Source organism: Paenibacillus litoralis (genome assembly GCF_046244365.1).
Classification (GTDB): Bacteria; Bacillota; Bacilli; order Paenibacillales; family NBRC-103111; genus Paenibacillus_V.
Genome location: NZ_CP176395.1, coordinates 3,879,334 through 3,894,637 on the forward strand (window position 1 = coordinate 3,879,334; position 15,304 = coordinate 3,894,637).

Genomic DNA, 15,304 nt, shown 5'->3' on the forward strand with positions numbered 1-15,304 from the left:
GCGAGGGGGTAAAGGTTACGCCCCTCCTGCAGGTAATCGGTTTAAGACTGCGCAGCAACTTTTTTACTAGCGAGGATTATGAGGGGGACTGGGGCTTTGAAGGTTACATTTAAGCTGGATACGTTTGAAGGCCCCCTTGATTTACTGCTTCATCTTATCGATCAAGCGGAAGTGGATATTTATAACATTCCAATTAAAGAGATTACCGATCAATACCTGGATTATTTATCGCAAATGCAGGAGCTGGAGCTCGATGTGACGAGCGAGTTTCTGGTTATGGCCGCGACGCTTCTTTCGATCAAAAGCAAAATGCTGCTGCCTAAGCCGCCCGTTATCGAGATGGACGATATGCTCTTCGATATGGAGGAAGAGGATCCGAGATCCGAGCTGGTGCAGAAGCTGATCGAATACAGGAAGTACAAAGGAATCGCCGTCGAGCTTCGGGAAAAAGAACTGGAGCGCAGCTTAATTTACTCCAGGGAGCCGGCGGATCTGACGCCGTACGTTCCCGTCGTGCAAGAGAACCCGGTACAGGGGCTTCATGTTGCGGATCTCTTGTTGGCTTTTCAAAAAGCGCTTCGCAAAATGGCGAGTCGAAACGTTGTCACGAAAATCAGACGGGACGAAGTGTCGGTCAAAGACCGTATGTTCCAAGTCGTTTCCGTGCTCGAGCAGCAAGGCGGCAAAATGATGTTCACGAAGCTGCTGACCGATGATTTTTCGAGAGAAGACGTCGTCGTAACGTTTTTGGCGCTGCTTGAGCTGATGAAGGTCAAAAAAATCGTCTGCTTCCAGCACCGGTTGTTTGACGACATTGTGATCGAGGCAAGGGAAGAGGTGCAGCTTGATGGATTACCGTCAGATGAAATCAATTATTGAGGGTTTGCTGTTCGTATCGGGGGACGAAGGCATTGAGAGCAAGCAGCTGGCAGATGTTCTGCAGCTGCCGAGGGAAATTGCCGTCGAACTGGTTCACGAGCTGCAAGCCGATTATATTCGAGACGAAAGAGGCCTGCAGATCGTTGAAATTGCCGGCACCTTTCAAATGGCGAGCATTCCTGCGCACGCGCCATATTTCGAACGGTTGGCGCATACGCCTTCCCGGACGAATTTATCGCAAGCGGCGCTCGAAACACTCTCCATTATTGCGTACAAGCAGCCCATTACGAGAGTGGATATCGAGGAGATTCGCGGCGTTAAATCGGACCGTGCGCTCCATACGCTAGTGGCCAAAGAACTGATTGAAGAGATTGGCCGCGCCGAAGCCATCGGCCGTCCGATTTTGTATGGGACGACCAAGCAATTTATGGACTATTTCGGGCTTGGCAGCTTGAAGGACTTGCCGGATTCCTCTTCATTCGAGGCCGATTTGAGCCTTGAAGATGAAACGCGCCTGCTGTTTTCGAAGCTCGACCGCCAATTGACGATCGACGACATCGATGGCAAGCGACGAGACGAACCGGCAGACGAGGAAGGCTTTGATCCGGCTGAGGATGAAATCGCCGCAGTAACGGAAACGCAAACGGACATCGGCGAGATGGAAATCGAGCTTCCCGACTTTTTGAAGGAAGATCCGGAACGCTGACCTCGGGTAGCATGGTTTCCATAGGATACGGTCATACTAACTCCGTGCTTTTAGCTTCGGAGCCGCTTCTGCGGCTGCTGAAGACGCAAAGCGGTACGGAGTTTTTTGGCGTTGCCGGAACTGGGGGCTCGGATGATGAGTTGGTTATGGGCCGGAGCGGTCGCGGTTGCACTTCTTGCAGTCCTGTTGGCAAGCCGTATACGGTTAAAACTGTATTTTTCTCGTGTGGGGGCCGACGATCATTTATTTGTCGAAGCCCGCGCCTTGTTCGGAATCGTCCGCTTCAAATATGAGGTCCCGATCATCCGGTTTCTCGGGATTTTTGAAGGGATCGAGATCCGATCGGAGACCGTCGACCGCAAAAAGAACGTTCTGATGGATGGGGTAGGGGATAACGTATCACCCGACCGCTTTCTCGACTTATACCGGAAGGCGAATGTGCTTCTGGAACGGATCGTCGGGTTCGCCGACTGGGTGAAAGGAACGCTTGCCCGTGTTCATTGCACCCAGCTTCAATGGGCTACCTATATCGGGATTGGGGATGCTGCGCAAACGGCTGTGCTAACCGGTGCGATTTGGGGGCTTAAAACGTCGCTGCTCGGCATTCTGTTCCGTTTCGTAAAACTGGACGCCAAGCCGGAGCTTCTGGTGCAGCCCCAGTATAACCGCATGCAGTTCGCGACGAAAGTGCGTTTCATGTTCCAGATGCGGCTGGGTGTAGTGCTGCTCGCCGGGATGCGGCTGCTGGTTCGTTACATCCGCGGGAACCGTGCGTACAAACGTAGAAAGACGAAATTGGAGAGCAATCCGGCAAGTTAACGGATGCTTACATAAACTTTTTCCGCTCAGGGGACGCTAAATACGAATCATTCTGAACTTAAAGACAGGAGGCAATATGACAATGGCAGATCATCCGATTCAAGGTCTGATGAAAACCGCGATGGAAAATATTAAGGACATGGTCGACGTCAATACGATTGTAGGGGACGCCGTAGAAACGCCCGACGGCAGCGTTATTATTCCGATTTCTAAAGTCGGCTTCGGTTTTGCCGCGGGCGGAAGCGAATTCGGCGGGGATTTCGAGGAGCAATCCGCTTCCAAGAATGATTCGCATAACGCTTCGGTCGCCATGCCTTTCGGCGGGGGCAGCGGGGGCGGCGTATCCATCCAGCCGATCGCTTTCCTGGTAGTCGGCAAAGAAGGGGTTAAAGTCGTGCCGCTTGATAACACGACGCATTTATACGAGCGCTTGATCGATTCGGCGCCGCATGTATTCGACCGGATCCAAAACATGATGAGGAATGCCCGTACCACGACAACAACGACGTCCTCTACACAAGTAGGGACAACGGATTCAGGTGAAACGGTAAAGTCCAAGACGGAACAAAACTATATCGTTTAAAAGCCGCCTCCTGGCTGCATGCCCGAAATTCGCTCAGGCTGCCTTCTTCTGAAGGCGGCTTGTTTGCATTGCGGAACCATGCGTAACGAAAGGTAATTTGGACATGATCCTCCCGGGACGGGCATATACATGTACAAGTATGGATGCCACAAGGCGGCGGAAAAGCGGTGGGGCAGCAGCCAAGCGCAGCCGTCATGTTTCGGGAGGATGGCCATGAAAAAGATTCTCTTGTGTTTCGTTGCGTTAGTATTCGCTTTATCCGGAGGGTCCGTAAACACGCCTGCCTTTGCGGCCCCTGCCGTAGGGACGAATGCGGAAGCATCCGCACTGATCGATGTGACTTCCGGCCGGCTGTTGTACAGCCATAACGGAGACAAGCAGCTGCGGATTGCCAGTCTGACCAAAATCATGACCGCGATCGTCGCCATCGAGAACGGAAAGCTTTCCGACCAAGTGAAAGTAAGCGGACGGGCTTTCGGCAAAGAGGGATCGTCGATTTACTTGAAGCTGGGCGAAGAGATGAGCCTGCACAATATGCTGTACGGCTTGATGCTGCGCTCGGGGAACGATGCCGCTACGGCTATCGCCGAACATGTCGGCGGCTCTGAGGAAGGGTTCGTCTACTTGATGAACCAGAAGGCGGAGGAACTGGGGCTGTCTCATTCTCATTTTATGAACCCGCACGGTCTCGATGCAGCCGGCCATTACTCGTCGGCGAACGATCTGGCGAAGCTGACCGCGTATGCTCTAAAGAACCCCGTATTTAAGGAAATCGTCAAGACCGAAACCAAAAAAGCGCCGAACCCTAACGAATCATGGGATTATACATGGCTGAACAAGAATAAAATGCTCGGTCTGTACGACGGTGCGGATGGCGTGAAAACGGGATACACGAAGCTTGCCAAACGCTGCCTGGTTTCCTCGGCGACCAGGAGCGGACAACAGCTCGCCGCCGTTACGATCAACGACGGCCAAGATTGGGCGGATCATACGAAGCTCCTGAATTACGGCTTTGCCAACTATCCGCTAAACATGCTCGTTGAGAAAGGCGAGTCGGTCGGTCAAGGGCTGGTAGCAGGCCGAACGGTTTCCTATCCGCTGGAGCAGACGGAGACGGAGCGGATTACGCGCAAAATCGAGCTGGAGGGCAGCGAATCCCTCAACTACCGTCTTGGCATTGTCGGCAAGATGAGGATAAGCGTAGCAGGTGCGGATGTCGGCGTAGTTCCGCTTTATGCGGAAGGAAGCGCTCTGCCTAACGGCAAAGAACAGGGGACATTCGGTTTCTTGGCAGGAGAAACCGCGGCAAGCGGGGGCGACCGCTATATCGACAAGATACGGATCTTGATCCGGACGCTCGTTACGGGCAAAGCGAGGTGAGGCGAAATGGTAAACTTCATATGGCTGTTTTTCATTTTGGCGGGATTTGTCGTGGCGGCCATTAACGGAAATATCGAAGCCGTGACGCAAGCCGTATTCGACGGGGCGAAAACGGGCGTAACGGTATGCTTCGGTTTGATCAGCATTCTCGTGTTCTGGCTCGGCATCATGCGAATTGCGGAAGACGCCGGACTGTTGGAGAAGCTAGCCAAGCTCCTGAGGCCGCTTGTCCGCTTCCTGTTTCCCGGCATTCCGGCCGATCACCCGGCGCTCGGCTACATCATGTCCAATATGAGCGCCAACATATTAGGGCTAGGCAATGCAGCTACCCCGATGGGCATCAAAGCCATGCAGGAACTGCAAAAGCTGAATGGGCACAAGGAAATCGCAAGTCCCGCCATGTGTACGCTGCTTGCGCTCAACACGTCGAGCATCACGCTTGTTCCGACGACGCTGATCGCGATCCGAATGAATTTCCAGTCGCTCAATCCGGCCGAGATCGTCGGAACGACGCTCATCGCTACCGCCATATCGACAACCGCGGCCATTGTCGCCGACCGCTGGTACAGGCGGCAATATATTCGCAATCTGCGTTAAAGCGGATGTTCAAAAAGACACCTTATGATCACGATGAGTTTCGAGAAGTGGATTCGACATCGAATCTTGCGTTCAACTTCGAAGTCTGGTGCTCATTTAGGTTTTGCCTAAACTCCGCTCCTCCTTCTTCAGCTTCACGCAACCTTCTCGGTGCTGATAAGTCGACTTTTTGAACTCGCACTTTTAGCGGCGCTTGCCGCCGCAGTTTCATTCGTGTTCCGGAAAGGGGAGTATACCGTTGTACGCATTGGTCTCGCTCATTTCGGCTTGGGCTATCCCGGTCATTATCGTCTTCATTCCTCTTTATGCGGCTTACAAAAAAATACCCGCCTACGAATCCTTCGTAGAAGGAGCCAAAGACGGCTTCGATACGGCCATAAAAATAATTCCGCATCTTGTCGGCATGATGGTCGCCATTACCGTTTTTCGCGCCTCGGGTGCAATGGATCTTCTTGTCGGCGTCTTCCGGCCGCTTCTGGATAAAGTGGGCATCCCGGGAGAGGTGCTTCCTCTCGCCGTACTGAGGCCCATAACCGGAGCGGGCTCGCTCGCGTTTACGACCGACCTGATTCGCGAATTCGGTCCGGATTCGATGATAGGACGTATCGCCTCGACCATTCAAGGGAGTACCGATACGACCCTGTACGTGCTGACCGTTTATTTCGGAGCGGTAGGCATTCGCAAGGCGGGCTATGCGCTGAAGGTCGGACTTATTTCGGATGCGGTAGGCTTTATCGCGGCTATTGCCATTTGCTTTCTCGTCTTTGCCTGAGTTTTCAAGAGGGAACGGCAGAACATTCGCCTTGACGCGCACATATACTGCTAGCACTAGAATGCGTTAGAGGTGAAGGGCATGCAGGTAACGGGCATCATCATTCACGATTCGGCTTGTTCGTCCATTAACGGCAAAGGCTACGATTTCTATATTTCCAAGAGCGGCTCGATTTTTCCGGCATCCGACCGGACGGATTCGGAGTATATCCATATTTGCGTGGAGGGCGATTTCGCCAAGCCGCATACGGTTTCTGTTCCTGAACTGAAGGAGCAGATTTTTTTGTTGTCTAAGCTTATCGTTCGCGTATCCGAATCGTTCGGTTTCTCCCATGAGCGTATTTTTCCGCACGGTCATCGTTGTCCCGGCAAGTATTTTCCTTGGGCGGAACTTGTGATTTCGGACAATGATCGTTATCATTAGCATATCGTCTATGCGAGCGCGAACTGCGTATGGCCTAATGCTCGCGTTTAGACGCCTCTTACAGGGACAAGCATATTGCGGGCGACCGATAAGGCGTTCCGTTAACATGCACTATTTATTCGTTACGATCATGGAAGGGTGGCACAAAGAGATGGAACGGTTGCAAAAAGTATTGGCACAAGCAGGTATAGCCTCGAGGCGCAAATGCGAGGAATACATAACGGCAGGCAGAGTGACGGTCAACGACATTCCCGTGAAGGAGCTTGGAGCCAAGGTGGACCCGGCGAAAGACCAAATCAAAGTCGACGGCAAGCCCATCAAGGCGCAAAAGAAGCTTTATATTATCATGAACAAACCCAAAGGGGTCATTACGAGCGTAGACGATCCGGGCGGACGCAAAGTGGTGACCGATTTTTTGCATGGCATCACCGAACGGCTGTATCCCGTGGGAAGGCTTGATTACGATACCGAAGGCTTGCTGATCTTGACGAATGACGGCGAGTTCGCGAATATGCTGACCCATCCGAAGCATCATGTGCCCAAAACGTATCATGCCAAGGTCAAGGGCGTTCCGCACGGCTCGTTGCTCGAAAAGCTGGCTAAAGGAGTCAAGCTCGAGGACGGGATGACCGCTCCGGCGGAGGTCGATTATGTCGACGTCGATCCGGCGGCGAATGAAACGGTCATTTCCATAACGATATACGAAGGACGCAACCGCCAGGTGCGGCGCATGTTTGACGCCATCAAGTTTCCGGTAGAGAAGCTGAAGCGGGTCAAGTTCGGTCCGATCCCTCTAGCCGGATTGCAGCGGGGCAAGTTCCGGCATCTTACGGCCGAGGAAATCCGAAGCCTGCAGGATGCGGCCAAGCTGACGCAGAAAGCGGACACATAAAATTCAAAATCAGTAATCTTCCGATTCGGGAAAGTTCGCTATAATGAGTTTAGCTTTGCAAACAATTCTCAAGCGGTTGAAGGTGAATGAAGTGGGAAAAAATAGAAAGTGGATCCAGATTACCATTTTGCTTGCCATCGTGGTCATTGGCGCTTGGACGATTGCCGGAAATTTGTTCAACGAGGACAAAATTCCGAAGGCCGGCGACGAGGCTCCAGGATTCAAATTGGCCGGTTTGGACGGACAAACGCATAAGCTTTCCGATTACGAAGGCAAAGGCGTGATTGTCAATTTCTGGGGCTCCTACTGCGAGCCGTGCCGGAACGAGATGCCAGCGCTGCAACGCCAATCGGAGAAATGGGCTGCAACGGGGCTCACTGTGCTTGGCCTCAATGTGGCTGAGAACAAAATTACGGCACAGGGCTATGTGGACCAGGTGAAGGTGAAATTCCCGATCTTGCTCGACCAGTCGGAGGAAATTCGCAGAAAATACGGCGTTATCCAGTATCCGACAACCTTTTTCATCAAGCCGGACGGCAAGGTTCATACGATTAAAGTAGGCGAAATGACGGAATCGTACATTGATCAGACGATCACCGCCATGCTCGGTAAGTGACGGGAGGGTACACATTGTTTCAGAACACCAAATGCGAATGCGGACATCAGAACCCGGTCGGCACCGTGCTTTGCGAGTCGTGTGGCAAGCCGCTGTTGGAGGATGATGGAACGGCGCCTCTTGAAATGCGTTACGATGGCATGGCAAGACGCTCGCAGAAGCATAATCCGAACGTGATCGACAAAGTGTGGAACTTCTTTTCCTCCGTTAAAATCGCCGTCTATCTGATTATCATTACGCTTGTCGCTTCTGCGCTCGGCACGGTTTACCCGCAGGAAAATACGTTCATCAACACCGATTTCTCCGTTTACTACAAGGACACGTACGGCACCTGGGGCCATCTTTATTATTTGCTCGGACTCTCGCATACGTTCGAATCGTGGTGGTTCATCACGCTGCTCTTCATGATCGGCACATCGCTCGTCATCTGCAGCTTGGACCGTGTGCTTCCTCTCTACAAAGCGCTGAACAAACAGCAAATCCGCAAGCATCTAAGCTTCATTATGCGGCAAAAGGTGTCCTATCAAACGGATCTTGGAGAAACGGATCATCAGGCTTGGATCGAACAAGTGTCCAAAAAGCTGCAAAAGCGCCATTACCGCGTACATACGGACGGAACCGCGCTGCTCGCCGAGAAGTACAGGTTCAGCCGTTGGGGGCCTTATATTAACCATATCGGGCTCATCGTTTTTTTGCTAGCCGTTCTGGCAAGGAGTATCCCGGGCTGGCATATGGACCAATACATGGGCTTTTTGGAAGGCCGTGTCGTCAAAATACCGGAAACGCCTTATTATTTGAAGAATGACCGGTTTACGGTCGAGTATTACACGGAAGAAGAAATGTCGGAGGATTTCAAAAAACGCGATACGTCCGTGCCGAAAATATACGAAACGCAAGCGATTTTGTATACCTGCACAGCCGACTGCGACGACCCGAGCAAGAAGCCCCAGCTCGAGGAAGTGCACAGGCAAAACATTATCGTCAATAAACCTTTTGAATACAAAGGGCTTCTGGCGTATCAGTTCGATTATAAGGAAACGCCGATGCTGCTTGCCGCTACGCCCAAACTCAAAAACAAACAAACGGGCGAAGTGTACGGCGAGTTCGAACTCGATATGTTCAATCCGCAGCCTTCGTATCAGGCGGGACCGTACAAGCTTGACGTTAAGGGGTATTTCCCGGATTTCGGGCTTGACGATAAAGGATTGCCGATGACCAAGACGAAGGATCCGAACGCACCGGCGTTCATTTTCTCGATTACCGGTCCCGAGCTTGCCAAGGAAGGCGAACTGTTCATGTACTTTCCGAAGCAGATCGACAAAGAAACGTTCCGCCAGAACGATATTAACGGCGCGATCGGCACGAAGCTCGACATTGCGGTAGGCACGATGGATGACGTCAAAATCGCGGCTTACACGAGCTACCTGAATATCAGGAAAGACCGCGCCATGCCGTATATTTGGATCGGCGCGACCATCTCTATGATCGGATTATTGATGGGCACCTACTGGCAGCACCGCCGCGTCTGGATTCGCATCGATAACGGCCGGATGTCGATCGGAGCGCATACGAATAAAAACTGGTTCGGTATCCGCAAAGAGGTTGCCGACAGTTTGAAGCAGACAGGTATCGCGGTTGACTTGAAGCAACTGGCGGAAAAAGGAGGAAGCTAGTCTTGACGATCTTCAATGATTTGATGGACGCCGTCAGCGCGTACAATGACACGTTCTTTACGTTAACGTTCTTGTTGTATTGCCTGGGGTTTATGTTATTTGTAATCGCCGTCGCAGGGAAGAAATGGAGCGGAACCAATCCTGAGGCGCATATGAAGCGGTGGGGAAGAATCGCTTTCATCACCACGGTAGCCGGTTTTGTCAGCCATCTGTTGTTTTTCTTTACGCGATGGTATTTAGCCGGGCACATTCCGACGAGCAACATGTTTGAGTTCATGACCTTCCTCGGCATGATGATTATTTTTGCTTATATCATTGTGTATCTGATATACCGCACGCTTGTCATCGGAATATTCGCGCTGCCGATCGGAGTCATCATACTCGCGTATGCCGCTGTTTTTCCGCAGGACGTACAGCCGCTCATCCCGGCTCTGCAAAGCTATTGGCTCAAAATTCACGTCACTACGGCTGCGACCGGAGAAGCTTTCTTCGCGGTCGGCTTTGCAGGCGGTCTGATGCACCTGCTGCGGACGATCGATTTTACGGGTACTTCGAAATCGTCCCGCAGAGAACAGCGTGGAGTCGAGTTTACGATCTTTTTCATGATTATGATCCTTGCATTCGTCGCCGCCGTTTTCGCATTCAACGGGGCAGGATACAAGGCGCGCTTCACCGTCGATGTGACGCAAACGGATAAATCCGGCGTCGAGCAAACGATCGCGAGAGAGACGGTTTACGTGCTGCCGCCGCTTATTAAACCTCACGGCTCGACTCAGCTGGAGATGACGCCATTCCTCGGAATGGAAGAACCGCCTTTCGAGGCGCCGTCCTGGCTCGCCGCTCGGAAGACGAATACCGTCATTTGGACGATTGTCGCCGGTTTCCTGTTGTACGGACTGCTTCGCTTGATCGTTCGCAAGCCGCTCAGCCGGGCGATCAGCCCGGTGCTGAACGGGATCGATGCCGAAGACCTCGACGAGATCAGCTACCGTGCGATCGTTATCGGTTACCCGATCTTTACGCTGGGTGCCCTTATCTTCGCGATGATATGGGCGCATGAAGCGTGGGGCCGGTTCTGGGGCTGGGATCCGAAGGAAGTATGGGCGCTTATCACCTGGCTCTTCTATGCCGCCTATCTTCACCTGCGGTTGTCGAAAGGCTGGATGGGCAAGCGGTCGTCATGGTTGTCGGTTCTAGGGTTCCTCGTCGTCATGTTTACGCTGATCGGCGTTAACCTGGTTATCGCGGGCCTGCATTCTTACGCAGGAGTTTAAGGTTTTTGCAGGAATCAGCGTGGTGATTGTCGAAAAATGTAAGTAGCCATTCATGCAGGCCTGCCGGTACATGGCGGCGATTAGCGCCGTTGCCGGCGGGCTTGCGGTTAAAAGAAGGGTTTTCAGATAGAGATGGGAGGCTGCATGCGATGACGGAAATGAAAGCGAACATTTTGATCGTCGATGACGAAGAACGGATTCGGCGGCTGCTTAGAATGTATCTCGAGAAAGAAGGTTTCGTGATTGACGAAGCCGAGGACGGCGAATCCGCGCTGAGAAAAGCGGTCGAACGCGACTTCGATCTCATTCTGCTCGATTTGATGCTGCCGGGCATCGACGGCATAGAAGTATGTACCCGCCTTCGCCAGCAAAAGGCGACGCCGGTCATTATGCTGACCGCCAAAGGCGAGGAAGCGAATCGCGTAAGCGGCTTTGAGGTAGGTGCCGACGATTACGTCGTCAAGCCGTTCAGTCCGCGCGAGGTTATTTACCGGGTGAAGGCGATTCTGCGCCGCTCGTCGGCTACGGCTTACTTGGTGAAGGACGTAAGCTCGAGCAACAACATCGTGTTTCCTCATCTCGTGATCGAGCACGATGCGCACCGGGTAACGGCCGGAGGACAGGAAATCGCGCTCACGCCGAAAGAATACGAGCTGCTGCATTATTTGGCGATTACGCCGGATAAAGTGTTTTCGCGCGAGGAATTGCTCAAGGACGTATGGAATTACGAGTTTTTCGGCGATTTGCGCACAGTCGATACGCATGTGAAGCGTCTGCGGGAGAAGCTGAACAAAGTATCGCCTGATGCGGCCGCGATGATTACGACCGTCTGGGGCGTCGGCTATAAGTTAGAGGTGCCGAAATAGTGTTTATATTCCGAAGCGTAGTAGGCAAGCTGTGGATGACCATCATTGGGCTAGTTGCCGTAGTGCTGATCATACTCGGCTTGTTTTTATTTAAGTACATCGACACCAGCTTCCCGCGCGAGCATGAACAGGAGCAGTCACTATCCCGCCTTGCCGGGGAAATTTCGAAGGAAGCGTACCGGCATATCGGTACGGGCGGCGATACGAAGGAAGCGTACGTCGAATCGATGAACGAGCTGCTTGTCGCCCAGGAAACGGGGATGGCGCTTGTCGATCGTAAAGCGGTCGATACGGGGATGCCGATTTCCTTCGGCGGACAAACGATCGGCATTTTGGACGATATCATTCATCAGTCGGATCTTCAAGTCGTGTTCGCGACCGGCAAAGCGGTAAGCAAATCGTTCGGCGATTACTTCGCCGTCATCGTGCCGCTGCAAGACGCCTCGAAGGCCGAAACGATCGGCGCGATCGTCGTGTACCAGTCGAAAAAGTCGGTAGAGGATACGCAGCTGTATGTCAAAAAACTGTTTGCGCTCGTCTCCTTCATCGGATTTTTGCTCACGACCTTTTTTGCTTTCTTCCTGATTACGCGGATTACGAGGCCGCTTGTGCAGCTGAAGCAAGCAGCGGTGGAAATCACCCAAGGGGAATACGGCATCCGCGTAGCGCCGCTAACGAGCGATGAAATCGGGGAGCTTACGAATACGTTCAATCATATGGGCGAGAGGCTGGAGCAAACGGTCAAAGCGCTCAACCACGAAACGGAAAATTTAAGCAGCGTGCTTAGAAGCATGGCCGATGCAGTCATTTCGTTCGATGCGGTCGGCAACATCGCGTTTACGAATCCGCAGGGGGAAGCTCTGCTGGAGGAATGGCGGGCTATTCAGTGGGATGATGTGGAGGGGGAAGGCAAGCAGGTTCCGGAACCTCTTCTGCAGCTGTTCGAGAGCGTGGCTCAAGCGACCAGGCAAATAACGACGAAGCTGCACGTTCAGAACGGGGTATGGTCGGTTACGATGGCTCCGCTCTATTCGCAGGAGGCCGTACGGGGCGCCGTTGCCGTTCTTCGCGACGTCACGGAAGAACACCGGCTGGACAAGCTCCGCAAGGACTTCGTCGCCAACGTTTCGCATGAGCTGCGTACGCCGCTATCTATGCTCCAGGGCTACAGCGAGGCGCTGCTTGACGACATAGCCGCTACGCCGGAAGAGCGGCAGGAGCTCGTACAGGTCATTCATGACGAGTCTCTGCGAATGGGGAGACTGGTGCGCGATTTGCTCGATCTGGCGCGGATGGAAGCGGGACATATGGAAATGACATTCCGCGAAACCGACTTGGACGGCCTGCTCAAGCGGGTGTACCGCAAATTTTCCGTACTCAGCAAGGAAAGGGAAATTAAGCTGAATGCCGATTTCCGCGTCCCGAATGCGACGCTCCTGCGGGCGGACGAGGACAGGCTCGAGCAGGTGCTGACGAATCTGATGGACAATGCGATCCGCCATACGCCTCCCGGAGCCGAAATCACGATGCGAACGTTTACGGTGCTCGTCAAAGGGAAGCGCTGCATTCAAATCGATATGGAAGACCAGGGGGAAGGGATTCCTCCCGACGATCTGCCGTATATATTTGAACGTTTCTACAAAGCGGACAAAGCGCGGACGCGCGGCTCATCAGGCTCAGGCGGGACCGGGATCGGACTCGCCATCGTGAAAAACATCGTAGAATCGCATCAGGGCACGATACAAGTAAAAAGCACGCTGGGCAAAGGGACGATATTCTCGATCATGCTCCCGACGGAGATAAAAGGATGAAGAACGGCGGCCAAGGAAATAGGGTTCCGTAAGCCTTTCGGTATGAAAAAAGAAGCTATCCTTTCGGGCAGAGCAATCTGCCGGAAGGATAGCTTCTTTAGTCTTTATAGACGGAACCGCCTGGCGATTCCGTCACTTTGTGAGGTTATTTGTAGAAATGTCGAGGAAAATCTTGTTGCCCGTGGAACATCGAGCCCGCCGTATTACAGCGCAAGTTCCTTCACGTGCATGATTTCCGGCAGCTTGGTCAGCTCTGCAAGCACGGCGTCGGTCGCATGATTGTCGATCGTCAGCATCATAATTGCCGAGCCCCCGACCACTTTCCGTCCGACCTGCATCGATGCGATGTTGACGTTGTTGCTGCCGAGCAGCGTTCCCACGCGTCCGATAATACCCGGTTTATCATTGTGCGAGATAAGCAGCAGGGTGCCTTCCGGCGCAATGTCGACCGGATATTGGTCGATCTGCACGATCCGCTCGCCGTAGCCGGAAAGCAGCGTGCCGGAGAGGGTGCGGTCGCCGTTTTTCGTTTTGAGCGTTACCGTAACGAGGTTCGTAAACGTTTGAGCCGCCGACGACTTCTGAACGACGACGTTAACGTCGCGGTTTTTGGCCAGATGCATCGCGTTAACGATATTGACTTCGCCTGCCAGATGGTTGGACAGTACGCCTTTTACAATGTAACGGGTAAGCGGCGATACGTCGACGTCGACAAGCTCGCCGGAATAGCTGACGTTAATTTCTTTGACAGCGCCGTCCGCGATTTGACCGGCAAACCGGCCGAGCTTCTCGCCGAGATTGAAATACGGCTGCAGGATGTTCAGCACGCTTGCCGGTACCGGAGGCATATTGACCGCGTTTTTGAACGGCTCGTCGCGCAAAATATGAAGTACTTCCTCGGAAACGTCGATGGCGACATTTTCTTGAGCTTCGACGGTCGAAGCGCCAAGGTGAGGCGTTACGATAATTTTCGGGTTGTTCAGGAAAGGGTGATCCGGCGCCGGCGGTTCCTCGACGAATACGTCGAATGCCGCACCGGCAACGATGCCGCCGTCGATCGCGTCAACGAGCGCTTTCTCGTCGACGATACCGCCGCGGGCGCAGTTGATGATGCGCACGCCTTGTTTCATAATCGCAAACTGGTCTTTACCGATAATACCGCGCGTTTCATTCGTCAGCGGCGTATGAACGGTAATGAAATCGGCTTGCGCCGCGATTTCGTTGACGGTCCCCAGCTTAACGCCCATTTTCTCGGCGCGCTCCTCGGACAGGAACGGATCGTAGCCGATTACGTTCATGCCGAAAGCTTTGGCGCGCTTGGCGACTTCTCCGCCGATCCGGCCCATGCCGACGACGCCCAGCGTCTTGTTGCGAAGCTCGACGCCGACGAACGTTTTGCGGTCCCATTCGCCGCCGACGGTTTTCTTGTACGCCTGCGGAATTTGCCTGGCTACGGACATCATCATCGCGAACGTGAGCTCGCAAGTGGCGATCGTGTTGCCGTCCGGTGCATTGATGACGACGATTCCCCGTTTGGTGGCTGCTTCCAGATCGATGTTGTCGACGCCTACGCCGGCGCGGCCGACGACCTTCAGCTTTTTGCCGGCTTCCATGATGCGCTCGGTTACTTTCGTTTGGCTGCGAACGAGAAGGGCGTCATAATCGCCGATGATGGCAACGAGCTCGTCTTCGGAGAGGCCGGTCTTCTTGTCGACCGTGACATCCTCCGCGTCGTGAAGCTGTTGAATGCCCATGTCGCTGATCGGATCGGATACGAGTACTTTAAACATTTGGTTATTCCCCCTGTGCATAATGTTTGAAAATAAAAAACTCCCGCTCTTCATACGGATTACGTATGAAGGGACGAGAGTTGATTTCGTGGTACCACCCTAATTCGCCGAACGCTTTCGCGAACAGCCTCATTGGTTTTTGCAAACCTGGAAAGGTAACGGTTTCCTGCCGACAGCGCCTATTGAACGGAAGCTTTACTCGCAACTGTCGTTCAGCGCCATG

General features: G+C 53.2%; 15 protein-coding genes and 1 other annotated feature (1 of these 16 cut by a window edge). Of the genes, 14 read left to right on the forward strand and 1 reads right to left on the reverse strand.

What is annotated here, in order from left to right; all coding sequences use genetic code 11:
- The first annotated feature begins 96 nt into the window (after window positions 1-96).
- The 14 genes from ACKGJP_RS15700 (at window position 97) to ACKGJP_RS15765 (ending at window position 13,291) form a co-directional block, all read left to right on the forward strand.
- Window positions 97-879, forward strand: coding sequence for a segregation and condensation protein A (locus ACKGJP_RS15700; protein WP_409346556.1), 783 nt, complete (start codon window positions 97-99; stop codon window positions 877-879).
- Window positions 848-1,585 (forward strand): SMC-Scp complex subunit ScpB, encoded by a 738-nt coding sequence (scpB, locus tag ACKGJP_RS15705; RefSeq protein WP_409346557.1) that lies wholly within the window; start codon window positions 848-850, stop codon window positions 1,583-1,585. The genes ACKGJP_RS15700 and scpB overlap by 32 nt, the downstream gene beginning before the upstream one ends.
- Window positions 1,586-1,717: 132 nt before the next feature.
- Window positions 1,718-2,404: a DUF2953 domain-containing protein gene (locus tag ACKGJP_RS15710; protein WP_409346558.1), complete on the forward strand. Its 687-nt coding sequence runs from the start codon at window positions 1,718-1,720 to the stop codon at window positions 2,402-2,404.
- 82 nt (window positions 2,405-2,486) lie between these two features.
- Entirely contained in the window at window positions 2,487-2,987 is a 501-nt protein-coding gene (gene ytfJ / locus ACKGJP_RS15715) for a GerW family sporulation protein (protein ID WP_409346559.1), read from the forward strand.
- Window positions 2,988-3,200: 213 nt separating this feature from the next.
- Window positions 3,201-4,367, forward strand: a complete 1,167-nt coding sequence (locus ACKGJP_RS15720) for a D-alanyl-D-alanine carboxypeptidase family protein (protein ID WP_409346560.1) — start codon at window positions 3,201-3,203, stop codon at window positions 4,365-4,367.
- A gap of 6 nt (window positions 4,368-4,373) precedes the next feature.
- Window positions 4,374-4,964 (forward strand): nucleoside recognition domain-containing protein, encoded by a 591-nt coding sequence (locus ACKGJP_RS15725; protein WP_409346561.1) that lies wholly within the window; start codon window positions 4,374-4,376, stop codon window positions 4,962-4,964.
- Window positions 4,965-5,202: 238 nt separating this feature from the next.
- Window positions 5,203-5,736 carry a spore maturation protein gene (locus tag ACKGJP_RS15730; protein ID WP_409346562.1) on the forward strand — a complete coding sequence of 178 codons (534 nt, stop codon included), beginning with the start codon at window positions 5,203-5,205 and terminating at the stop codon, window positions 5,734-5,736.
- Window positions 5,737-5,817: 81 nt separating this feature from the next.
- Window positions 5,818-6,159 (forward strand): hypothetical protein, encoded by a 342-nt coding sequence (locus ACKGJP_RS15735; protein WP_409346563.1) that lies wholly within the window; start codon window positions 5,818-5,820, stop codon window positions 6,157-6,159.
- Window positions 6,160-6,310: 151 nt separating this feature from the next.
- The gene (locus ACKGJP_RS15740) at window positions 6,311-7,051 is read left to right on the forward strand and encodes a pseudouridine synthase (RefSeq protein ID WP_409347175.1); all 741 of its coding nucleotides are present in this window, start codon (window positions 6,311-6,313) and stop codon (window positions 7,049-7,051) included.
- Between the two features lie 91 nt (window positions 7,052-7,142).
- Window positions 7,143-7,667: a thiol-disulfide oxidoreductase ResA gene (gene resA, locus ACKGJP_RS15745; RefSeq protein WP_409346564.1), complete on the forward strand. Its 525-nt coding sequence runs from the start codon at window positions 7,143-7,145 to the stop codon at window positions 7,665-7,667.
- Between the two features lie 14 nt (window positions 7,668-7,681).
- A complete protein-coding gene (locus tag ACKGJP_RS15750; RefSeq protein WP_409346565.1) occupies window positions 7,682-9,340 on the forward strand; it encodes a cytochrome c biogenesis protein ResB in 1,659 nt (552 codons plus the stop codon).
- Between the two features lie 23 nt (window positions 9,341-9,363).
- The gene (gene ccsA / locus ACKGJP_RS15755; protein WP_409347176.1) at window positions 9,364-10,614 is read left to right on the forward strand and encodes a cytochrome c biogenesis protein CcsA; all 1,251 of its coding nucleotides are present in this window, start codon (window positions 9,364-9,366) and stop codon (window positions 10,612-10,614) included.
- Between the two features lie 149 nt (window positions 10,615-10,763).
- Window positions 10,764-11,480, forward strand: coding sequence for a response regulator transcription factor (locus ACKGJP_RS15760; protein ID WP_409346566.1), 717 nt, complete (start codon window positions 10,764-10,766; stop codon window positions 11,478-11,480).
- Window positions 11,480-13,291 carry an ATP-binding protein gene (locus ACKGJP_RS15765; protein ID WP_409346567.1) on the forward strand — a complete coding sequence of 604 codons (1,812 nt, stop codon included), beginning with the start codon at window positions 11,480-11,482 and terminating at the stop codon, window positions 13,289-13,291. Before ACKGJP_RS15760 ends, ACKGJP_RS15765 begins: the two co-directional genes overlap by 1 nt.
- A gap of 203 nt (window positions 13,292-13,494) precedes the next feature.
- On the opposite strand, the gene serA is transcribed toward ACKGJP_RS15765, so the two are convergent.
- Window positions 13,495-15,081, reverse strand: coding sequence for a phosphoglycerate dehydrogenase (gene serA / locus ACKGJP_RS15770; protein ID WP_409346568.1), 1,587 nt, complete (start codon window positions 15,079-15,081; stop codon window positions 13,495-13,497).
- Between the two features lie 66 nt (window positions 15,082-15,147).
- Window positions 15,148-15,304, reverse strand: a binding site (T-box leader) (it continues 97 nt past the right edge of the window).